Raw genomic sequence first — 21,251 nt, forward strand, 5'->3', positions numbered from 1 at the left:
TCGCCCCTCCTTTCACCACAACGGAAAAGGCCGGCGCCCTTTCGGACCCCGGCCTTTCCACCCCTTTCGAACCGACGCGGATCAGGCCACCTTGGCCTGTTCCTCCAGCACCTCGTCCGGATCGCGCAGTACATAGCCGCGGCCCCAGACGGTCTCGATATAATTGTCGCCGCCGCAGGCCAGCGCCAGTTTCTTGCGCAGCTTGCAGATGAAAACGTCGATGATCTTGAGTTCCGGCTCATCCATGCCGCCATAGAGATGGTTCAGGAACATCTCCTTGGTCAGCGTGGTGCTCTTGCGGAGCGAGAGCAACTCCAGCATCGAATATTCCTTGCCGGTCAGGTGGACGCGATTGCCGTCCACTTCCACGGTCTTGGCGTCCAGATTGACCGCCAGCTTGCCGGTGCGGATGACCGATTGCGAATGCCCCTTCGACCGGCGCACCACGGCATGAATGCGGGCGATCAGTTCTTCGCGGTGGAAGGGCTTGGTCACATAATCGTCGGCGCCGAAGCCGAAGGACCGGACCTTGCTGTCCATTTCGCTGATGCCCGACAGGATCAGGACCGGCGTCTGCACCTTGGCCGCGCGCAGCTTCTTGAGCACGTCATAGCCATGCATGTCCGGCAGGTTCAGGTCGAGGCAGATGATGTCATAATCATAGAGCTTGCCCAGATCGAGGCCTTCCTCACCCAGGTCGGTCGTATAGACGTTGAACCCCTCGGTCGTGAGCATAAGCTCGATCGCCTTGGCAGTACTCGGTTCGTCCTCAATCAGCAGCACGCGCATGTGAAGCCCCTTCGTGTCGCAGCCCCCGGTTACCCCAACCAGAATGGGTTCTGCTCCAATTTGTTAACCAAAAAACTTCTGAAGGACAAAGGTTAATTTTTTCATAACCGGCAGGAATCCGCGAGTCGCTGCAAAACGAATCTGTTTACAAAGAGTTGAGGCGAAAGCGCTCAAATCGGAGTCAAGCGGGATTCATTCGCAAAATAAAGCGTTAGCGGCCACGCGCCGCCCGGCCCTGCCGCCATCGCCGGCAACTCTTTCACCAATCTTGACGAGTGGGGTTAACAGCCGTGATGGCGGATCAGGAAATCGAGCAACGCATCGACCCGCGCCGGACGCAGGCGCGACGGCGGCGTCACCAGATGCAGACCAAAGGGTGGCGGCCGCCAGTCGACCAATATCTCCTCCACCTCTCCAGCGGCGAGCGCGTTGCCGACGATGAAGTCGGGCAACCGCGCAATGCCCACCCCCAGCTTGAGCGCGGGCAGCATCGCCTCCCCACTGTTCACGGTGATGCGGCTGCGCACCTGCACCACCACATTCTGCTGCCCCGGTCCGGAAAAGCGCCAGACATCGGGCGTCGGGATGTTGGAATAGCAGAAACAGTCATGGCTCCCCAGGTCCGAGGGATGCTGCGGCCGCCCCCTTGCATCGAGATAGGCAGGCGAGGCGATGGTGTGCATCGTCACATCCGCCAGCCGCCGCGCGCGCAGCGAGCTGTCGGGCATGTCGGCGATGCGGATCGTCGCGTCCAGCCCCATGTCCACAATGTCTATCTTCGCGTCGGACAGATGCAGGTCGACATCGACCAGCGGATGATCCTTGGTGAACTGCGCGATCAACGGCGCGATGCGCAGCAGGCCGAAGGTCATCGGCGCGCCCAAGCGCACCACGCCGGAAAGCGCCACCGTTTCGTCGCGCGCTGCTTCTTCGGCCGCCTGGCCCTCCACCAGGATGCGCTGGGCATGGTCGGCCAGCCGCTTGCCGCTTTCGGTCAGCGCCAGGCGGCGGCTGGTGCGGTTGAACAGGCTGGTGTCCAGATGCTCCTCCAGCCGCGTCACCGCCTTGGAGACCGTCGCCTTGGAGACGGAAAGCGCCTTGGCCGCATCGGTGAAACTGCGATGTTCGACCACCGCGGCGAACATCGCCCAGGCCTCGAAATCAGGTAGTCGCATCGGGAAACAATCCGTTTCAAAGCTGCTTGTTCAAGAAACGATCCTGATCGCTAGATTGTCGGAAAGCAAGCGGAAGCATCCGCCTCCGCAACGAAAGCCCCTCGAACCTTCCGGTTCGAAAAACCAAAGGTTAAGACTCATGACCACGACCACCGCGAGCCGCATCGAGCGCCGCCCGTTCGCGTCGCTCGGCCATGCCGACCATGGCTGGCTGAATGCACGTCACCATTTTTCCTTCGCCGACTATCATGACGAAGAACGTATGCACTGGGGCGCGATCCGGGTGTGGAACGACGATGAGATCGGTCCGCGCTCTGGCTTTCCGCCGCATCCGCACAGCGACATGGAGATCATCACCTATGTCCGTACTGGCGCGATCACTCACCAGGACAGCCTGGGCAACAAGGGGCGCACCGAAGCGGGCGACGTTCAGGTCATGTCGGCCGGCACGGGCATCCGTCACGCCGAATATAATCTGGAGGATGAGACCACCACCCTGTTCCAGATCTGGATCATTCCCCGCGCTCGCGGCGGCCAGCCCAGTTGGGGGGCCAAGCCCTTCCCGAAGGGCGACCGCTCCGGCAAGCTGGTGATCCTGGCCAGCGGCTATGACGAGGACAGGGAAGCGCTGCGCATCCGCGCCGATGCCCGCCTGCTGGGCGGCACGATCAAGGCAGGCGAGAGCGTGACCTATGAAAGCGGCGAAGGACGCCACCTCTATCTGGTCCCGGCGACGGGCCGGATCGAGATTGACGGGCAAGGCTTCGAAGCCCGTGACGGCGCGGCAATCATCGGCGGCGGGCCCATCACCATCACCGCCCTGGAGGACGCTGAAATCGTCCTGGTGGACAGTCTGTAATCCCTTTGGCTGCACCCCCCTTGGCCCGTCCTCTTCCCCCCTCGGACGGGCCGGGCCGCTCGCATATCCCCCCTCATGCGGGCGGCCACCCTTTTCTTCGGCAATTTTTAGTAAGGAAGCATGACAATGGCTAAGGTTCTGGTTCTCTATTATTCCTCCTATGGTCATATCGAAACGATGGCCAAGGCCATTGCCGAGGGCGCGGCGTCCGCCGGTGCGCAGGTCGACATCAAGCGCGTGCCCGAAACCGCCCCGCTCGAAGTCGCGCAGGCCGCGCATTTCAAGCTGGACCAGGACGCGCCCATCGCCACCGTGGCCGAACTGGCGGATTATGACGCGATCGTCGTCGGCACAGGCACGCGCTTTGGCCGCATGTCGAGCCAGATGGCGGCCTTCCTCGACCAGGCCGGTGGCCTGTGGATGCGCGGCGCGCTCAATGGCAAGGTCGGCGGCGCCTTCACCTCCACCGCGTCACAGCACGGCGGTCAGGAAGTGACGCTTTTCTCGATCATCACCAACCTGCTGCATTTCGGCATGACCATCGTTGGCCTGGACTATGGCTTTGCGGGCCAGATGGGCGTGGACAAGGTGCGCGGCGGATCGCCCTATGGCGCGACCACGCTCGCCGACAGCGACGGCAGCCGTCAGCCGAGCGAGGAAGAGCTGGACGGCGCCCGCTACCAGGGTCGCCGCATCGCCGAAACCGCGATCAAACTGCACGGTTAACCGCGCGCCGCACCGTCTATCGGATGCGGCATGATTAGGCCTTTGGGTCGCATCAAGGCTTGAAACAGGCCGTAAGGAGGGGCTGGCGCATCGGGACTATGCGCCAGCCCCTTTTTGCTTGGGGATCAAGGCAAAATCTCGTCCTCTCCTGGCAGGGGAGGATTTTCTCATGGCGTTTGCAAATGCCATAATCGCCTTTTGTTTGCGCAGGCGGGATGACGGGCGATTCTGTCATAATGGCTTGCCTCAGCGCCGCACCGCGCCTAGGGGGTGCGGCAACGCCATTTCCCCCGCGCATGAGGCGCGGTATTTGTCGATTCCAAGGAGTCCGCACCCCATGAAAGCCCGCATCTTCGTCACCCTCAAGGGCGGTGTCCTCGATCCGCAGGGCAAGGCGATCCACCATGCGCTCGAAGGTCTGGGCTTTGGCGGCGTCAACGACGTGCGCGCCGGCAAGCTCATCGAACTGGACCTGGCCGACGGCACCAGCGACGAGGATATCGACGCCATGTGCCGCAAGCTGCTGGCCAACACCGTGATCGAAAATTACCGCATCGAAAAGGTGGCCTGAATCATGAAGAGCGCCGTCATCGTCTTTCCCGGCAGCAATTGCGACCGCGACCTGGCGGTGGCGTTCGAAGCTGCGACCGGCACCAAGCCAGCCATGGTCTGGCACCGCGACACCGAATTGCCCGACGACATCGACCTGATCGGCGTGCCGGGCGGATTTTCCTATGGCGACTATCTGCGTTCCGGCGCGATGGCCGCGCGTTCGCCGGTGATGCAAGCGGTGGCCAAGGCCGCCGATCGCGGCGCCTTCGTCCTGGGCATCTGCAACGGCTTTCAGGTGCTGACCGAAACCGGTCTGCTGCCCGGCGCGCTGCTGCGCAACGCCGGCGGCCATTTCGTCTGCCGTGACGTCGCCCTGACGGTCGAAAACGCCCAGAGCGCCTTCACCAGCCGCTATGACGCGGGTGAGGCGATCAACCTCCCCGTCGCCCATCATGACGGCAATTATTTCGCCGACGCCGCGACGCTGGATCGACTGGAGGGCGAAGGCCGCGTCGCGCTGCGCTATGCGGAGAGCGTCAACGGATCGGCCCGCAACATCGCGGGCATCCTCAACGAAGCGGGCAATGTGCTGGGCATGATGCCCCATCCCGAGCGCGTGATCGAACCCGCCCATGGCGCAACCGATGGCAAGCGCCTGTTCCAGGGCTTGGTCGAGGGATTGCTGACACGGGCATAAGTCCGGGCTGTATCGAGACACAGAAAAGGGGCGCTTCCGCGATATGGAAGCGCCCCTTTTTATGTTTTGAGCGGGAAATCAGCGAAGGAATGCGCGGGCATAAAAATTACCCCTTGTGATGCATGCCTCTACTGAACCTGACAGTTGTGTTGCGCCAATCTCAGTGAAACGCGACACGCCCATTTCCAACCGCGGCGCGGGAGAATGAAGAACAGTCTTTGGCGAGCCGGTGCCACCGCGATCCTCGACTGCCTTCTTCTCCACAGCCATGGCAGCACGATCCGCAGTGATAGCTATCGATCAAGCGAAAGTGATGGGGCGACCCTTTGCAAAGGCCGCTGACCGGCAAACCACAATATACTCTGCCAGATTGCGCCATACACATGGTTCCGCCACCGTGATCCGAGACATGAATATCCAAAATAAAGCTCAGGTGAAGGTGAAAATCTTCGAAATATGAATGCCATGTGCCTGATTGTCTTCGCTGCCGCTTTCCACAGACGGGTACCATGCCTCAATATCCAGATGCAGTCGCTTGCCGGCATAAGAACGATCGAAAGTCAGGAAATGCCGACCGCTGGGATAACACATGGCGTGCGCCTCGCCAGAGTCTGTGTGCCATGTCATGTTGATCGGGCGCGGCCGATAATTCTCAAACTGTAAGGTAACCAGTTGCGTGTCCTGTTCGAACATAGGCGTCAGTGCACACTCACCCGATCCAATAATGTAATCGCCATTACGCCTCAGACCTTGCATCTGCCAGGATGAAACCGCCTCATCAAGCTCAAGCAACCTGCGTCCACGCAGATTGGCCACCCATACCTGACCGATATCCGAATCGGCATGATCGAATACTTCTACGTCCAAGCCTGAGCGCTGGAATGCATCAAGCAGGAACGGCTGCGACCAGCCGCTTTCGAACCAGCCAAATTTGCGGATGCAATAGACCGAAAGCGCATCAAGCCGCAGCCCCCAGTTCTTCCACCAATTCTGGTTGACCGGCTCCCCAGACAACACGATCTTGCCTTCGGGCTTGAGATGCGCGGCCATGCGCTGGATCAACTCCCAAGGCTTCGCAGCGTGGTGGAAGCATTCATAGAACTGGATGACATCATATTGCTCGTCCGCACTGAACGAATCGAAGCTGCTTTGGTGCGCGCTGATCCTGCGGCTGCCCGCAGCAGCGCGCTGATTGATGAGATTCACGAACTGCGGGTTGATGTCGATGCTGGTGACGTCAAGACCGCTATATGCGGCGATCTCGGACGAGAGGCCCCAGCCGCAGCCCATGTCGAGCATCTTGCCACCCAAAGGCGGCCGGGCGAATTTCAGCGCGCGCGCCAGCCGCTCGAGATGCACGGCAAGCCCGGAAGGCGAATCATGATTATAGGGATTGGCCGCCGAAATATGTGCAGCGGTATCGATATCGCCCAGTTCATTCTTGGCCTGTTCGAATTCTCGGTTCGAAAGTTCGTTATAAAGCCCAATCTGTGCCGCATAATACTCATCCGAGAATGGATCAAGTTCCTGGTCGACAAAGACAGTCGGCTCATAAGAAAAATCGTGCCAATACTGATTACATTCTGCTGCGCCTGGCCCCCCGAACCTGTCGGATAAGCTAACGAATTCATCGAGATCGGGCGCCCGTAACTGCATAAAATCTATCCATTATCTTGTTCTTAATGAGAAGGAAAACATCCCTCCGGATCATGGTCTAGAGCATCGAGCGCAGAAGGAAAAAGCGTTTTTTCATTGAGTGGTGCGAGTGTAGAAACTCATTGCATAGCGCAAAGGAGAGATAACCAGTGTTCCGCTGATACCAAGCTCCTGTGATGCTGACTCATCGGGGACCGAGGACGAAGCCGTCTGGCTTGGGGCAGCTTGACGACCTTCAACGTGATACTGCTGCATCGGCCAGCCCGCGCACCGATATTAGCCCTGATCGACCTAGCAATGTCCACATGATCGCCCGTGACAGTTTGAATGGTAGCGCGGGCGAGCCTTTCTTTCATTTGCCGTCGCCATAGTCGGCGCATTCACCACTCTCTGGTGTAGAGCGCAACGTCCCGCTGTCGATTATCACAGCGGTGGTCTCGACCGATCGCCCTCCCACTAGGCAGCGCACAGCGCGAAGCTCATCGACCAGTGCTTCCGAAGCAGCCCGCCGCTAGTCAGCGCTGAGTCTCCGCTGCCCAAGGTGCCAGGTCGTTCAGCATCCAACGCCACGGCGCACCAGTTTTCACCATATGACGCAGACCATTGAACACCTCATGAGGGCCGTGCTCGTGTTGCCACGCATCCTCACTCTATAGCGTCATATTCGGCGCGATTAACTTTCGATGGATAAAGTTTGCGATGAAGTTCCAGTCAAGGTTTCGAATCCATTCGAACTCGCGGGTCCATAACAGCCTCTAATGGTCCGATTCCGGCATTTGTTACCCTGAATCCACGCTATGAAGCGAATGCCAGAATCATCAGGACCACTAGCAACTATTTGATTCTAGTAGATTGTATGATTTTGACATTTGCAGACCCATCCCAACCGCCAGGGGGTGCAGATGTCAAAATCAATCCACTAGGACTCTTGCATGACATCGCCCAGCCGCCGAATATCTATCGACAGCAGTTCCACCATCATACCCTCATCGAGCATAACGTTCAGTTCCACATCAGAAAAAGACCGGGGCAAGGACATCTTCAGCCTGACATCTTTCTCTTCCGTTGCCACCTTGCACAGATCCTCGACCCGCTTGTATGCAAAGTCGACCTGACCGCCCTGTCCATAGACCTTGAAATGAGCTTGGCCCTTGGACGCCCGAAACACCTTCAGGCGGAAATTAACTTCATATTTGCCCGCTGTAAGCGCCAGCCACGGTCCAAACACCAAAGTCCCGCCTTGCCCGCTAGCGACAAGGCGACCATCGTCCCGCCTTCCAACATGCGAACCCAGGCGCTTGTCAACTGGCTTGATCGAAAAGCTGCGCGGCGCGGAAAGGCTGGAGTGCCATTCGCCGTCAATAATGCTGGCGAGTATCTGCTTGGCACTGTCGGACCAGTTCTGCGGCAGATGCGACTCCACCGCATCGACGGCAGAGCGGAGCGTCACCGGCGACTTCTCATCTTGCGCCAGCCATTGTGTGAGCGCTTCCGCGAGGCTCGCGGCATCGGTTCCGGTGAAGAACATCGTACTTTTTGGCGCAACTTCGCGGAAGACAGGCATGTCGCGCGCCAGAACTGGCAACCCGAACTGCTCAGCTTCCGCCAGCGGCAGACCAAAGCCTTCCCCACGCGACGGCGCAACCAGGCAGTCCGCTGCTTCATATAGTGCGGCCAGCATGTCATCGTCCGCCGAATCGAACCAGAAGAAGCGTTTCTGGCGTTCGGGATGTGCATCAAAGCGCTTGATCAGATCATCGACCATCCAGCCCTTTTTGCCAACCAGCACCAGGTAGACGTCCTCACCTTGCCGCCATAGCAGGTCGAAGGCGTCGAGCAATTGAGCCTGCCCCTTACGCGGTTCGATAGTGCCGACCGAGAGAAAGGTTTTGGCCCTCCGCAAAGTATTGAGCAGGAATGCGTCCGCTCCTTCCAACTTCGCTTGAGCTGGCGCCCGGCTCGCAAGATCACCTGAATTGTGAAACCAGCCAATCTTGAAATCGTCAGCGATAAATTCATTTTCTGCGACAATATACGCCGCGAATTCCTCGGCCACGGTTTTCGTCACCGCGATAATGCCGCTCATCTCGGCGACCGTCCGCAACCATTGAGCGTTGTTTTCGACCACCAATGAGGGAAAAAATTCCTTAAACTGTTGCGGCAACAGATCGTGGACGACGAAATAGGCCGGCACTCCCAACAGGCGCAACTTGCGGAAAACTTCCTTGCGGGCCGGCATAAGGACATCGTGGAAGTCCAAACCCAAAAAGATATCGCCAGGTTTGGGATCGATCAGATAATTTGTGGTCCGCGCCGCCGTGATATTGCGATATCGGGCCAATATGTCGGTAGCGACATGATAATCATTGGTCGCACCAGTATAGACCGGCAATATGTCGAAATCGGCCATTTCCATCGACAGCAACGCATCAAGGATATTGCGCGTAACACGCTGGATGCCGGTCCCGCTATCGCGCACATATAATTCAGAGATATCCACGAAGATCGCGCGACGCCGAGGCAGTGCCTTGACCACCTGCCGCGCGATATGGATTGCTTCACTGTCATAACTCAGGCGCGTCGGAGCGACGGCACGGAGATAATCCACCAGCAACTGCCGTTGCTCCGGACGGGGCAGCGTGGAAAAGCGGCTTCGTGTGAGTTCGCCGCGGGCATATTTGGCCTCGATTGCTTCCAGCGCACGACGCGCGACCTTTTCCCACGAAAATTTCGAAAGTTGTTTCGCACTCGATGCGATCAGTCGCTGCCGGAATGGCTCGTCCGTCAGCACACGATTGATGCTGCGAGACATGTCGGCCAGAGAATGGGGATCGAATAGCGCCTCCTCCAATTCGATGATCTCCGGGACGCTGGCGGCATTGGCACCTATCACGGGAATACCAAATGCCATCGCCTCCAACACCGGCAGGCCGAATCCCTCATGATAGGAGGGAAAGACGAATGCCTTGGCATTGCGATATAAGCCAACCATCTCGTCGTCGGTAATCCGATCGGTAAAGACCATGCGGCCGTGCAGGCTCGGGTGGCGTGCCGCACGAGCCTGCAGATCTTGCATATGCTCATATGGCATGCCGCCAGCCATTACGAGTTGGTGTTTCGACAACACGGCCGGATCGATTTCGGCCATCGCATCGATCAACCGGTTCAGATTCTTACGCGCGTCCGTCGCGCCACTGTACATCAGGTAAGGGCCGGTTATACCGAATTTCTTCTTCAGTACATTCAGTGGCGTACCCTGCGTCGTTGCAAAGGTCTCCGAAATTGCGGCAGAGATGGTGACGATGTCGTCCGGATTCTTCCCGACATATTCGATACCTTCTCGACGAGAGGATTCCGAAATGGCAAGCAACAGGTCACATTCACTGAAATGATCCACCTTTTCCATGAACCACTGCAAGAGACGAGCGTCCTGCAGATAGGTGCTCTGATAGATAAGCGGGATCAGGTCGTAGAAAATCGCCGCGGTGGGAATGTCCTTGATGAATCGGCTAACGGACGTGATCGTCTGATCGCCGGCCCCTTCGGACATGCTCGACACAATAACAATATCCGGACTCAAGCCGGCCAGGGCGGCTTCACGGAGTCCCTCGGAGGCGAAGCGATGCTCGTCATTCTCCTCCAGCGCATAATGGGCGATGCCGCTGGGGTGCCACAGCAAAATGTTTTGCGCGCCGATCTGCCTCTTAAAATGATCGATCATGAACGTCAGTTCGCTGGCGAAATCGGTGTTGAATACGAGAAACACCTCGTGGCGACCATGACATAGCGCGATAAGCGCCTCGGTAAAGGCGAAGGTGTATCGGCCGATGCCGCGGTAGCGGCTTCCATTCTGCACACCCTGCATGTCGATGACGATGCGCAGCTTATGGTCAACCCGATCGGCAACTGGAAGTTTTGCGATCACGCGCTGATCGGCAGCAGAGAGTTTTGTAGTCTCTTGCCGATCGGCAACAGGAAGCTCTGTGGTCACTTGCCGATCGGCAACAGGGAGTATTGTGGTCACTTAGACCTCTTCAGTAAGGCGTAAACCGCAATCGTTTCAGCGGACAGATCCTCCTGGCACGTGACGTCCAAGACGGAATATGCCGTGTCGACATGAAACGGTTCAACATGCTGGAAAGAAGGGAAGGACGATAGGTCCCCTGCCCCCTGTACGGCGTGTCCCGGACCTACGCCCGGGCCGTTGATCGCCAACTGCATTTGCAGCGCGCGGACCTGGCGACTGATTGAATCGTCGCTCTCGACCTCATAGAATCTCCGCACTATCCAGCCGACGACGGGCATATCCGCCCAGCGCTGGCGAGCGAGATATTGCTTCATACCCTGCACGACCGCGCGGGTCTTGCGTGCCTCGGCCGATTGCACGAGGGTCGAGATCACCTCATATTTGCGCATACCAGCGAGCATCTTCGCGCAATAATAATTTCGACCGTCGTCATCGATATCGCGCTGCAATATAAGCTCATAGGCCGATTGCAAAAACGCAATCCCGTTGAGCGCCAGCAGATCGTTCAGCGACATGGCGCTGCCTTGACGAAGGTGGCGAGTTGTCATGATTTAACCCAGTTGATTTAGGCGCCCTACTAGATATTTTTACGCTCGTTTCAAAGCTTTTTTGACCCATATCAACCCAGTTCGAGACTAAACCGCGGCAAGCTGTCCGACATGGACGGGCATCCTGAGCTATTTTGGCTAGCTCCGATATTGGATTTGCAAAGTCAAGAGGGCGGCTTGAGCAGGAATGTTGCCCCTGCTCACTTTCAGTGCACACCCTGGGCATCGCCGTTATGGCCTCCTCGATGGTGTGGCCCTAGAAGCTGTTACGAACTTACGAGTCCGAATAAATTCAAAGGCTTGACTAACACGTCCTCGCAAGCTTTATCCGTCCGACGTATCGGACGCTAATCGAGCCATATCCGACGCTGCAGCGTGAGGATGCGGGGTAACGGGAACACGGCATCCGCGTCACAACGTTTGTGGAAGGCGTCGAGGTCGGCGCTTTCATCGCGGACAAGGCCTTTGACGGCGATGATATCGTCGCCGCCCTCCTTGAGCGCGGCGCCAAGATCCTCATCTCGTAGCGTTCAGCCGCACCAAGCCGCTCCCGCTCAATGCCGAAGCCTCACCCGCCCCGGTGATAGTCATATTCCAGGGCGCGGCCTTGCTGCTTGGTGAGGATGGCGCCGATGATGACGCCACCCGCCCGGCGCAGCCTTTCGACCGAGACGCGCAGGCCGCCATGATGGTTGCGGCCCCATTCGACCACCATCAGGCTCGCCTGCACCCGGGCGCAGAGCAAAGGCGTGTCACCCAGCCCCAGGATCGGCGGCGCGTCGATCAGGATCGTGTCATAATCGTCGCGCACCGCCGCCAGCAATGCGTCTAGCGCCGGGGTCGCCAGCAGCTCCGTCGGATTGGGCGGCACCGCGCCGCAGGGCAGCAGTGACACCCGGTCTATCCCGGTGGGGATGATCGCATCGGCCGCCTTGGCCTGCCCGGTCAGCACCTCGCTGATGCCCTTCCCCGGTGCGACGCGGAACAGCGCATGTTGCACCGGCCGGCGCATGTCGCCGTCGATCACCAGCACCGTCTTGCCCAGACCCGCCAGCGCACGCGACAGGGCGTTGAGGGTCAGCGACTTGCCCTCCCCCTCCTGCGCGCTGGTGACGAGGATGGATCGCGGCAACCCACCCGTCGACGCCAGCAACAACGACCGCGCGATCGGCGTGAAGATTTCGGGCGGCTGGGGATTGTCCCCCGCCACCGGCACCGCGCCCAGCAACGGCAGCCCGACCCGCTCCGCCAGCGTATCCGCCGACGTCACCGCATCGTCGAAGATATGCCGCGCCGCCACCAGCAGCAGCCCCAGTGCCAGCCCGCCCAGCGCGGCGAACAATAATGTCTCGCCGACCTTGGGCGAGAAAGGCCGCGACGGCACCGCCGCCCGGTCCAGCGCCTGGATGCGCCCGGCCTGGAATCCCGCCTGCGACGCCATGTCGCGATAGCGCTGCAACAGGCTGTCATGCAGCATCCGGTAGGTGTCGACCGACCGTTCGTAGATGCCCATCTGAACGTCGCGCCCACGCGCAGCCTGCGCGTCGCGCTCCAGTTCGGCGATTTCCGCGCCGATCTGCTTTTCGCCATGGACGGCGACGTCATATTGTTCTTTCAGCGACGCGCGGATGCGGTTCGCCATCTCCTGCGCCTGATCGTCCAGCGCCGCCAGCTTCGCGCGCGCCTCCCGCATTTCGGGGTGCGCATCCTTGCGGAACTGCCGTTCCTCGACCAGCGAGGCGCGCGCCTGCGCCCGGTCGGTCATCAATTGCTGCATGGCGCCGTTGTTCAGCACTTCGGGCAGCGTCTCGACGCTGGCGCGGCGCGCGCTTTCCCAGCGTTTCTGCGCCGCGATCCGGTCCGACACGGCCTGCGCACGATAGCCGTTGAGTTGCGCCAGCCGGGTTTCGATCGATCCTTCGGACGGCGCGAACTTGCCCTCGACCGGCTTCACCTTGGCCGCGTCATCCGTACCCTGATCGCCTGCCACCGGCGCGCCGCCGGTCCGCGCCGCATAGACGGCGAGATCGCGTTCCGCCCGCGCCAGATCGTTCCGCGCGCCATCCAGTTCGCCCAGCAGAAAACGCCGCGCCTGCACGCCCGATTCGAACCCGCGTTTCAAATCCGACCGGATCAGGCTGTCAGCATAGCTGTTGGCGACCCGCGCCGACAGCACGGGATCGGCGCTAACGAAGTTGATGCGGATGACCCGCGACTTGCCGGGCAGTTCGACTTCCAGATTCTGCCGCAGCAGGGCGATGACCCGCTCCTGCTCCACCTGCCGCTGGCTGAGGCCGCCCGATCCTTCCTTCGGCCGGCTGACGCCCATGCCGTTGAAGAAAGTCGGCGTGCCGACCAGCGCCAGGTCGCGCGCCACCTCCTCGGCCAAGGCGCGGCTGCGCAGCACTTCCAGTTCGGTCTGCATGACCGTTTCGGTGTCGTCGGTAGCCGGACGTGGCGTTCCCGCCCCTGCGGCTCCGGCCGGCAGATCCTCCACCTCGACCGAAGCGGTCGCGCGATAATCCGGGCTCGACAGCAGGATATAGAGCAAAGCCGCCAGCAGGCAGAGCGCCATGGTGACGAACAGGATGATGCGGTGGCGGCGCAATACCGTCCAGTAGGCGCGCGCGCTCCGCGCCAGCCGGGCGCCCGCACCCTCCACCTCGGATATGTCCACAATATCGGTCAGGCTCGCAGCCATTAGCGGCCTCCATCCAGCGCGATAAAGCCCGCCGCAACGACCGGCACCGCGATCAGCGCGCTGCCCAGGATCGCCTTGGCGCGCGACAGGCCGACGATCACCTGATCGCCGGGCAATATTTCGGGATCGGGCGCCTTGCCCTTGCGGATGGCGGAAAGGTCGAACATCGCCGCCCGGCGCTGCCCGTCCATCCGGCGCACCACGACCACCTGACTGAGGCCCGCGAGCCGGGTCGGCCCCTTGGCCAGCGCCACGGCCTGCGACAGGGTCAACCGCCCGTCGAGTGGATAAAGGCCGGGTTCGCGCACCTCGCCGTCCAGCGTGATGCGACGGCCCACCGCCTTCTTCACGAACAACGTCACCTGCGGCGACACCAGATAGCGTTCGCCCAGTCGCCCCGCGATCACGTCGGCGGCCTCGCTGGCGGTCAGCCCCGCCATCGGCACATCGCCGATCAGGGGCATACGCACCATGCCGGCCGCCGTAACCTGCGCATCTTCCAGCGACAGGCCAGGCTCATGATAGATCTGGATGCGCAGCACATCGTCAGGGGACAGGCGATAATCCATGCCTACCGCCGGCGGTGGCGGCACCACCGCATAGGCGGCCTCGCCCCTCGGCGCATCCTCGACCGTCGCGCAGCCCGCCAGCCCCGGCAGGGCCAGGGCAACCATCCAAAGTCGTGGCGTGCGCCAGCGCTTCATGCCTCACGTCCCCCTCTGGCGATTGATCCATGGCGCGGACGAGCGCCGTTGGCCACGGGGGTTAGCGGCGGGACAGAGGGATGGCAACCGCCAGCGCGACGGGGCGCACCCGTGCGCTGACGGTCAGACGGCGATACGGTCGGGTGTGGAGGCCGCGATCCGGCGGGGCTGGTCGGGCCAGATTCCCCGCGTGTCATAGACCGCCTTGCCGGCGCGTTCGTCGACGGGGACGGATTTGAACATGTCATGATCGACCAGAATGACGAACAGGCCACATTGTTCCAGAGCCGTATCGAGATCGATCAGTTCGGCGCCGGTTCCGGCGAACTCCATCGGCAGCTCGCGCGCATGGGGTTCGACCAGCTTGATGCGGCGACCGTAGCGGCGGGCCAGGCGCGCGGCGACCTTCACCGCCGGGCTTTCGCGGAAATCATCGATATTCGCCTTGAAGGCGAGACCCAGGCAGGCGACATCCTCTTGCGCGAAATCATCGATCATATCGGATGCCCTGGCGACGACATGATCGGTCTTGCCGTCATTCACCTCACGCGCAGTGCGGATGATGCGCGCATTCTCCGGATCGCCATGGACGATGAACCAGGGATCGACGGCGATGCAATGACCGCCAACGCCGGGACCGGGATTGAGGATGTTGACGCGCGGATGCCGGTTGGCGAGGCGAATCACCTCCCACACGTCGATGTCCATATTCTCCGCGATTACCGACAATTCATTGGCGAAGGCGATGTTGACGTCGCGGAAGCTGTTTTCGACCAGCTTCACCATCTCGGCCGCGCGGGCGGTGGTGGTGATGCAGGCGCCGCGTACGAACTGGCGATAGAAGCCCAACGCTTTGCGCGCGCAGCGCGGCGTGATGCCACCGATGCAGCGGTCATTGTCGATCAGTTCGACCAGGATGCGGCCGGGCAGCACCCGCTCCGGGCAATAGGCGATGGCGATATCACCCTGCGCACCTTGCCCCGGCATCTTCAAATCCGCGCGCAGCGATCCGATCACATCGCGCAGCGCTTCGGTGGTGCCGACGGGGGATGTGGATTCGAGGATCACCGTGTCGCCGCTTTTCAGCACCGACGCGATCGTCCGCGCGGCCTTGAGTACATAGCTGATGTCGGGCGCGCGATCCTCCGCCACCGGGGTCGGCACCGCGATGATGAAGACGTCGCTTTCCTCCACCTCCAGCGATGCACGCAGATTGCCGCGAGCCACCACGCCCTGCACCAGGCCGTCCAGGTCGACTTCCTCGATATGGACGCGGCCCGAATTGACCGTTTCCACCACATGGGCGGATACGTCCACGCCCACCACCTGACACCCTCCACGCGCGATCAGCGCGGCGGTCGGCAGGCCGATATAGCCAAGGCCGATGACGGAGACCTTCTGCTTGGTGTCGACGGGCATGAGGCGGGCAATCCTTTGGGCCGTTTCAATTTGGCCACTTTTCTGCCCGGAAATGCTGAAGATTTCGGTAACGCTGACCGGCTGCCTTTGTCGCGCCAGCCCAGCCGCCCTAGGGCGGATCGACATTCACGGTTTTAGAGGCTTCTTACGCCGTCATGCCGGACTTGATCCGGCATCCAGGGCCACAAAAGGCGTCGCCTGCGACTCTGGATGCCGGATCAAGCCTGTCCTGAGCGTGTCGAAGGGTCCGGCATGACGTTGAAAATGAGGCTTCTGCTTTAACCTGAATGTCGATCGGTCCTGGCCTGCTGCATTCACCCCATGCAGCCTGCCTCAGTCTCCTGGAGTCTGTTTGAAAATGCGCGGAAGAGCGCATTTTGAGACCGCACCGGCCCTCTCCCCCACCCGGCCACCCATAGAATATAGCCGTTGGGTGGCCGGGTGGGGGTGTGGGCCGGTGCCGCAATGCGCCGAATGGCGCATTTTCAAACACTTCCTTAACGATAACGCGGCAGAGGCTGGCGCGCCATGTGCATGGGCGATCGCACCACCTTGGTGGTGATGATCTTCGTCTTCATCAATGTGCGGATACGATCCGCGCCATCGGGATTGAGCAGAACCACGCGCGTGCCGCCCGATGTGAGCGTCTCGATGGTGGAAATGGCGATGGCATGGCGTGCGCACAGCGCTTTCACATCGTCCTGCGACGCATCGAGGTTGATGGCGCGGCTCATGCGGACTGCCCCTTCATGCCGACAACCGGGGTAGGACGAAACAAGATGGTCATGAAACACGCTCCTTGCGTTGCAAGCGGGAGCGCGAATTGTCTCTCGGTCGTGGCGAATGCTTGCGGGCAGGATTCGCGCGATGCCGTCCGGTAGCAGATAGGTGTCGCAACGTCGCCGCTTTTATTGCGGCGCGCGGCCGATCACCTCGGCAATCCGCTCCGCAGCCTTGCCGTCGCCAAAGGGATTATGCGCCCGCGCCATCGCCTGATAGGCATCCTCATCGTCCAGCAGCCCTAGCACCTCGCTCACGATCCTTTCCCGGTCCGCCCCCACCAGTTTCGCCGTGCCCGCCGCCACGCCTTCGGGCCGCTCGGTCGTTTCGCGCATCACCAGCACCGGCTTGCCGAGCGAAGGCGCTTCTTCCTGCACACCGCCGCTGTCGGTCAGCGCCAGATGGCACAGGTCCAGCAATCGCACGAAATGCGGATAGTCGAGCGGCTCGATCATCGCGACATTGGGCAGCCCGCCCAGCACCGCGTCCATCACCGGCCCCACATTGGGATTGGGGTGGACCGGAAAGATCACCGCCACATCCGGCCGCGCGGCGATATCCGCGATCGATCGTGCGATCGCCTCCATCCCCCCGCCGAAATTCTCCCGCCGATGGCTGGTGACGGCGACAATGCGCTTGCCCGCGAAGCGCGCCGCCAGATCGTCCAGCCCGCTCGCCAGCGCCGGTTCCGCCAGCACCCGCGCGCGCGTCGCCAGCAGCGCATCGATCACGGTGTTCCCTGTGACATAGATGCTTTCGGCCACGCGATTTTCCGCGAGCAGCGCATCGGCCGCCGCCTGGGTCGGCGCGAAGTTCATGTCGGCGATGCAGGCGACGACGCGGCGGTTGACCTCCTCCGGCCAGGGATGATGAATGTCGCCGCTGCGCAGCCCGGCCTCGACATGGGCGACAGGGATCTTGCGATAATAGGCGGCCAGGCTCGCCACCATGGTGGTCAGCGTGTCGCCATGCACGACCACGCGGTCGGGCCTTTCCCTGTCGAACGCCTTGCCCAGTTCGACGATCAGCTTTGCCGTCAGGCCGTCCAGCGTCTGGTTGGGCACCATGACGTCCAGGTCAATGTCGGGCATGATCCCCGCAATCTCCAGCACCTGATCCAGCAGGCCGCGATGCTGCGCGGTCACGATGACGCGCGTTTCCACGCCGGCCCGCGCCTGCAAGGCATGGACCACGGGAAACATCTTGATCGCTTCGGGTCGCGTCCCGAACACCACTGCTATCTTCACGTCTCTTCCTTTTGCCTGCCGCTGCGCTCCGCCTGTCGCAGAAATTGGTATACAGCCGCTGAATCGCTTGCGCATTTCTTCGCTGCATTGCAGCGAACCAAATGTGCAGCGGCTTTGTGAGAGCCGCGTTGCACCCCCCTTTTTCTTTCTATGCGGAGCCGGAGCACCTCATGAAAATCACGATGATCGGCACGGGTTATGTAGGCTTGGTGTCGGGAGCCTGTTTTGCGGATTTTGGTCATGATGTTGTGTGCGTCGACAAGGATGCAGGCAAGATCTCGGCGATTGAATCGGGACGGATGCCGATTTTCGAGCCGGGGCTGGACCAGTTGGTAGGCAGCAATGCGGCAGCCGGTCGGCTGACCTTCACCACCGACCTTGCGGACGGGGTCAAGGGCGCGGACGCGATCTTCATCGCGGTGGGCACGCCTTCGCGCCGGGGCGATGGCCATGCCGATTTGAGCTATGTCTATGCTGCAGCGCGGGAAATCGTAGAATCGCTCGATGGCCCGGCGGTCATCGTCACCAAGTCGACCGTGCCCGTGGGCACCGGCGACGAGGTTGAGCGGATCGCGCGCGACCTGCGCCCGGACCTCGACATCCAGGTCGTTTCCAACCCTGAGTTCCTGCGCGAGGGCGCAGCGATCGGCGACTTCAAGCGCCCCGACCGCGTCGTTGTGGGCACCACCGGGTCGGAGCGCGCCATTGCGGTGATGAGCCAGGTCTATCGCCCGCTCAACCTCAACCAGGCGCCGCTGATGTTCACCGGCCGGCGCACCGCCGAACTCATCAAATATGCCGCCAACGCCTTCCTGGCGACCAAGATCACCTTCATCAACGAGATGGCGGACCTGTGCGAGGCGGTCGGCGCCGAAGTGCAGGACGTGTCGCGCGGCATTGGCCTGGACAACCGTATCGGCTCCAAATTCCTGCACGCAGGGCCGGGCTATGGCGGTTCCTGCTTCCCCAAGGATACGCTCGCCCTGGTCAAGACCGGGCAGGATCATGACGCCCCGATCCGCATCGTCGAGACGGTGGTCCAGGTCAACGACCTGCGCAAGCGGGCAATGGGCCGCAAGATCGTCAAGGCGCTGGGCGGCGACGCGCGCGGCAAGACGGTCGCGCTGCTCGGCCTCACCTTCAAGCCCAACACCGACGACATGCGCGACGCCCCCAGCATCGCCATCGTCCAGGCGCTCGAAGATGCCGGCGCCAAGGTCGTCGCCTATGATCCCGAAGGCATGGAGGTCGCAGCGCCGCTCGTCCCCGGCGTCACCATGGTCAAGGACGCCTATGAAGCCGCACAGGGCGCAGACGCCCTCGTCCTCGTCACCGAATGGGACATCTTCCGCGCCCTCGACCTCAAGCGCCTCGCCACCTCCATGGCCCAGCCCGTCCTCGTCGACCTGCGCAACATATACCCACTCGCAGAAGCCGCAGACGCTGGCTTCGCCCTCTCCCGCGTCGGCGGAATGGGCATTTGAACTGGCCCTGGGAGGAAGGACGCGGCGACGACCGCGTCCTTCCCCGCCTCCATCACTGGATGATCGCAGCACTGCTGCTGACCGGCATGATGATCGTCATGCCGGTTTTCTTCGCCTTTATCTGAGGGGCTTTCGGCGCAATGCCGCACCGACCCTCACACCCTTCAGGCCTTGATCTTCCAGCCCCGGCGCAGCAGGCCGTAGCACAGGCCGCCTAACACCAGATTGAGCGCCAGCAGCACCAGGCTACCCGTCACCACATTGGTGTCCGCCGCCGCGACGAAGCCGTAGCGGAAGCCGGAGATGATGTAGAAGAAGGGGTTGGCGTGGCTGATCCCCTGGAAGAAGGCCGGCAGCCGGTCGATCGAATAGAAGGTGCCCGACAGCAGGGCGAGCGGGCCGATCACGAAATTGGTGATCGCCGCGCCATGGTCGAACTTGTCCGCCCAGATCGACGTCAGCACGCCCAGAAACGCGATGAAGCTGGTGCCGAGCAGCCCGAACCACAGCACCGCCCACAGATGGGCCGGCGTCACATGCACGCCCGGCCAGGCCGCCATCGCCAGCCACAGCGCGAAACCCACGAGCACCGCGCGCGTCACAGAGGAAGCGGCGAGCGCGAACAGCAGTTCGCCCACCGAGATGGGCGGCATCAGATAATCGACCAGCGTCCCCTGCACCTTGCCCACCATCAGCGCGAAGCTGGCATTGGCGAAGCAGGCGTTGATCATGCCCATGATGATGAGGCCGGGCGCGATGAAGTCGGCGAAGGGCACCGCCTCCCCGCGCAGCGTGACCGTGCGGCCGCTGCCGCCCAGCGCGACGATGAAGATGACCAGGAACAGCAAGGTGGTGATCGCCGGCGCCCAGACCGTCTGCAACTGCACCTTCATGAAGCGCCGCACTTCCTTGCGGTACAGCGCCCAGGTGCCGGGCCAGTTGATGTTGCGAATCTGCGGAACGCCCGGTTCGGCGAACGCCCGGTGGGCGTCGACAGGGGCGACAGAAGGGACGGCAATTTTGGGCTGGTCGTTCATGGCTGGATCGACTATCGGCTGGTTCGTTGTGCTGCAAGCGCTCAGTTCAAGGATTTGAACCGCCGCGCCTGATCCCCATATAGGATGCACGCAGAGATTTGTGAGGAGTTTTTCATTGTCCTGGACCGACGAACGTATCGACCAGCTCAAGGCGATGTGGGAACGCGGCCTGACCGCCAGCCAGATTGCGGATGAACTGGGCGGCGTCAGCCGCAATGCGGTGATCGGCAAGGCGCATCGCCTGGGCCTGCAATCGCGCCCTTCGCCAGTGAAGGCGAACGAGACGCCCAAGAAGGCCGCCGCCCCGCGCAAGCCCGCGCCCGTCGCGCCCACACCCGCGATCGAGACGCCGCGCGCCGCCGCACCGGTTGCGCCGCCGCACCGCCCGGTCGCGGCACCGATCGCCCCGGCGGCCCCTGCCGCGCCAGAGGCCGCTGCCGATGCGCCTCCCGCACGGCCGCAGCCGCGCATCGTTTCGGTCGGCCCCGGCGGCTTTCTGCGCCAGGGTCCGGGCGACCAGCAGGCGCCGATCCCGCCCGCTCCGCCGCGCCGCCTGGTACCGGCCAAGCCCAGCGCGGACATCGCCGACAAGACCAGCCTGCTCGACCTGACCGAGCGGATCTGCAAATGGCCGATGGGTCATCCGGGCGAACCGGATTTTCATTTCTGCGGTGAGCAGGTGAACCCCGGCTTCCCCTATTGCGTCGAGCATTGCGGCCGCGCCTATCAGGCGCAATTGCCCCGCGGCACGCGCCGCCCGCCGCCGCCCATGCCCTTCGGCGGCCCCCGCGTCCGTTAACGCCAACCACTGATCCAGCAAAAAGGCCGCCCCGAAAAGGCGGCCTTTTTC

The 21,251-nt window shown here is 61.8% G+C and carries 18 protein-coding genes; 7 read left to right on the forward strand and 11 right to left on the reverse strand.

What is annotated here, in order from left to right; genetic code table 11:
* Positions 1 to 81: 81 nt before the first annotated feature.
* Together MOK15_RS06265 and MOK15_RS06270 are read right to left on the reverse strand one after the other, a co-directional pair.
* Positions 82 to 789 carry a response regulator transcription factor CtrA gene (locus MOK15_RS06265; protein WP_242930809.1) on the reverse strand — a complete coding sequence of 236 codons (708 nt, stop codon included), beginning with the start codon at positions 787 to 789 and terminating at the stop codon, positions 82 to 84.
* A gap of 281 nt (positions 790 to 1,070) precedes the next feature.
* Complete coding sequence (locus MOK15_RS06270) at positions 1,071 to 1,964, reverse strand: LysR family transcriptional regulator (RefSeq protein WP_242930810.1); 894 nt, start codon at positions 1,962 to 1,964, stop codon at positions 1,071 to 1,073.
* Positions 1,965 to 2,103: 139 nt separating this feature from the next.
* Here MOK15_RS06270 and MOK15_RS06275 point away from each other — a divergent pair, with 139 nt between their 5' ends.
* The 4 genes from MOK15_RS06275 (at position 2,104) to purQ (ending at position 4,798) form a co-directional block, all read left to right on the forward strand.
* Positions 2,104 to 2,823 (forward strand): pirin family protein, encoded by a 720-nt coding sequence (locus MOK15_RS06275; protein WP_242930811.1) that lies wholly within the window; start codon positions 2,104 to 2,106, stop codon positions 2,821 to 2,823.
* Between the two features lie 126 nt (positions 2,824 to 2,949).
* Positions 2,950 to 3,549: an NAD(P)H:quinone oxidoreductase gene (gene wrbA / locus MOK15_RS06280; RefSeq protein WP_242930812.1), complete on the forward strand. Its 600-nt coding sequence runs from the start codon at positions 2,950 to 2,952 to the stop codon at positions 3,547 to 3,549.
* Between the two features lie 337 nt (positions 3,550 to 3,886).
* Positions 3,887 to 4,120: a phosphoribosylformylglycinamidine synthase subunit PurS gene (purS, locus tag MOK15_RS06285; RefSeq protein WP_021224554.1), complete on the forward strand. Its 234-nt coding sequence runs from the start codon at positions 3,887 to 3,889 to the stop codon at positions 4,118 to 4,120.
* Positions 4,121 to 4,123: 3 nt separating this feature from the next.
* The gene (gene purQ, locus MOK15_RS06290) at positions 4,124 to 4,798 is read left to right on the forward strand and encodes a phosphoribosylformylglycinamidine synthase subunit PurQ (protein WP_242930813.1); all 675 of its coding nucleotides are present in this window, start codon (positions 4,124 to 4,126) and stop codon (positions 4,796 to 4,798) included.
* 429 nt (positions 4,799 to 5,227) lie between these two features.
* Here the strand turns inward: purQ and MOK15_RS06295 are convergent, their stop codons facing one another.
* The 8 genes from MOK15_RS06295 to wecB all read right to left on the reverse strand — a co-directional run bounded on the left by MOK15_RS06295 (position 5,228) and on the right by wecB (position 17,880).
* The gene (locus MOK15_RS06295) at positions 5,228 to 6,454 is read right to left on the reverse strand and encodes a class I SAM-dependent methyltransferase (protein WP_242930814.1); all 1,227 of its coding nucleotides are present in this window, start codon (positions 6,452 to 6,454) and stop codon (positions 5,228 to 5,230) included.
* Positions 6,455 to 7,373: 919 nt separating this feature from the next.
* Positions 7,374 to 10,478, reverse strand: a complete 3,105-nt coding sequence (locus tag MOK15_RS06300; RefSeq protein WP_242930815.1) for a glycosyltransferase family 1 protein — start codon at positions 10,476 to 10,478, stop codon at positions 7,374 to 7,376.
* Entirely contained in the window at positions 10,475 to 10,996 is a 522-nt protein-coding gene (locus tag MOK15_RS06305; RefSeq protein ID WP_242930816.1) for a DUF4214 domain-containing protein, read from the reverse strand. The genes MOK15_RS06300 and MOK15_RS06305 overlap by 4 nt, the downstream gene beginning before the upstream one ends.
* A 601-nt stretch (positions 10,997 to 11,597) precedes the next feature.
* Entirely contained in the window at positions 11,598 to 13,730 is a 2,133-nt protein-coding gene (locus MOK15_RS06310) for a polysaccharide biosynthesis tyrosine autokinase (RefSeq protein ID WP_242930817.1), read from the reverse strand.
* Positions 13,730 to 14,404 (reverse strand): polysaccharide biosynthesis/export family protein, encoded by a 675-nt coding sequence (locus MOK15_RS06315; protein ID WP_242932652.1) that lies wholly within the window; start codon positions 14,402 to 14,404, stop codon positions 13,730 to 13,732. Before MOK15_RS06315 ends, MOK15_RS06310 begins: the two co-directional genes overlap by 1 nt.
* 153 nt (positions 14,405 to 14,557) lie before the next feature.
* Positions 14,558 to 15,853, reverse strand: a complete 1,296-nt coding sequence (wecC, locus tag MOK15_RS06320) for a UDP-N-acetyl-D-mannosamine dehydrogenase (RefSeq protein ID WP_242930818.1) — start codon at positions 15,851 to 15,853, stop codon at positions 14,558 to 14,560.
* A gap of 497 nt (positions 15,854 to 16,350) precedes the next feature.
* Positions 16,351 to 16,587: a hypothetical protein gene (locus MOK15_RS06325; RefSeq protein WP_242930819.1), complete on the reverse strand. Its 237-nt coding sequence runs from the start codon at positions 16,585 to 16,587 to the stop codon at positions 16,351 to 16,353.
* A 174-nt stretch (positions 16,588 to 16,761) separates the two neighbouring features.
* Positions 16,762 to 17,880 carry a UDP-N-acetylglucosamine 2-epimerase (non-hydrolyzing) gene (gene wecB / locus MOK15_RS06330; protein WP_347567180.1) on the reverse strand — a complete coding sequence of 373 codons (1,119 nt, stop codon included), beginning with the start codon at positions 17,878 to 17,880 and terminating at the stop codon, positions 16,762 to 16,764.
* 170 nt (positions 17,881 to 18,050) lie between these two features.
* Between wecB and MOK15_RS06335 the strand changes: the two genes are divergently transcribed.
* Both MOK15_RS06335 and MOK15_RS21845 read left to right on the forward strand, forming a co-directional pair.
* Positions 18,051 to 19,364: a UDP-glucose/GDP-mannose dehydrogenase family protein gene (locus MOK15_RS06335; RefSeq protein WP_242930820.1), complete on the forward strand. Its 1,314-nt coding sequence runs from the start codon at positions 18,051 to 18,053 to the stop codon at positions 19,362 to 19,364.
* A complete protein-coding gene (locus MOK15_RS21845) occupies positions 19,361 to 19,489 on the forward strand; it encodes a hypothetical protein (protein WP_278254123.1) in 129 nt (42 codons plus the stop codon). Before MOK15_RS06335 ends, MOK15_RS21845 begins: the two co-directional genes overlap by 4 nt.
* Before the next feature lie 39 nt (positions 19,490 to 19,528).
* On the opposite strand, the gene MOK15_RS06340 is transcribed toward MOK15_RS21845, so the two are convergent.
* Positions 19,529 to 20,401: an ABC transporter permease gene (locus MOK15_RS06340; RefSeq protein WP_242930821.1), complete on the reverse strand. Its 873-nt coding sequence runs from the start codon at positions 20,399 to 20,401 to the stop codon at positions 19,529 to 19,531.
* A 115-nt stretch (positions 20,402 to 20,516) separates the two neighbouring features.
* On the opposite strand from MOK15_RS06340, the gene MOK15_RS06345 reads away from it, so the two are divergent.
* Positions 20,517 to 21,200 (forward strand): GcrA family cell cycle regulator, encoded by a 684-nt coding sequence (locus tag MOK15_RS06345; RefSeq protein ID WP_278254124.1) that lies wholly within the window; start codon positions 20,517 to 20,519, stop codon positions 21,198 to 21,200.
* Positions 21,201 to 21,251: the final 51 nt, after the last annotated feature.

It is taken from the genome of Sphingobium sp. BYY-5, from assembly GCF_022758885.1.
In the GTDB taxonomy this organism is placed as follows: domain Bacteria; phylum Pseudomonadota; class Alphaproteobacteria; order Sphingomonadales; family Sphingomonadaceae; genus Sphingobium.

Bases quoted from the DNA above. Each gene is read 5' to 3' on its own strand.
- MOK15_RS06310 (WP_242930817.1), bottom strand. From the start codon at position 13,730: ATGGCTGCGAGCCTGACCGATATTGTGGACATATCCGAGGTGGAGGGT.
- purS (WP_021224554.1), top strand. From the start codon at position 3,887: ATGAAAGCCCGCATCTTCGTCACCCTCAAGGGCGGTGTCCTCGATCCG.
- wecC (WP_242930818.1), bottom strand. From the start codon at position 15,853: ATGCCCGTCGACACCAAGCAGAAGGTCTCCGTCATCGGCCTTGGCTAT.
- wrbA (WP_242930812.1), top strand. From the start codon at position 2,950: ATGGCTAAGGTTCTGGTTCTCTATTATTCCTCCTATGGTCATATCGAA.
- purQ (WP_242930813.1), top strand. From the start codon at position 4,124: ATGAAGAGCGCCGTCATCGTCTTTCCCGGCAGCAATTGCGACCGCGAC.
- MOK15_RS06275 (WP_242930811.1), top strand. From the start codon at position 2,104: ATGACCACGACCACCGCGAGCCGCATCGAGCGCCGCCCGTTCGCGTCG.
- MOK15_RS06295 (WP_242930814.1), bottom strand. From the start codon at position 6,454: ATGCAGTTACGGGCGCCCGATCTCGATGAATTCGTTAGCTTATCCGAC.
- MOK15_RS06265 (WP_242930809.1), bottom strand. From the start codon at position 789: ATGCGCGTGCTGCTGATTGAGGACGAACCGAGTACTGCCAAGGCGATC.
- MOK15_RS06325 (WP_242930819.1), bottom strand. From the start codon at position 16,587: ATGAGCCGCGCCATCAACCTCGATGCGTCGCAGGACGATGTGAAAGCG.
- MOK15_RS06340 (WP_242930821.1), bottom strand. From the start codon at position 20,401: ATGAACGACCAGCCCAAAATTGCCGTCCCTTCTGTCGCCCCTGTCGAC.
- MOK15_RS06305 (WP_242930816.1), bottom strand. From the start codon at position 10,996: ATGTCGCTGAACGATCTGCTGGCGCTCAACGGGATTGCGTTTTTGCAA.
- MOK15_RS06270 (WP_242930810.1), bottom strand. From the start codon at position 1,964: ATGCGACTACCTGATTTCGAGGCCTGGGCGATGTTCGCCGCGGTGGTC.
- MOK15_RS06335 (WP_242930820.1), top strand. From the start codon at position 18,051: ATGAAAATCACGATGATCGGCACGGGTTATGTAGGCTTGGTGTCGGGA.
- MOK15_RS06315 (WP_242932652.1), bottom strand. From the start codon at position 14,404: ATGGTTGCCCTGGCCCTGCCGGGGCTGGCGGGCTGCGCGACGGTCGAG.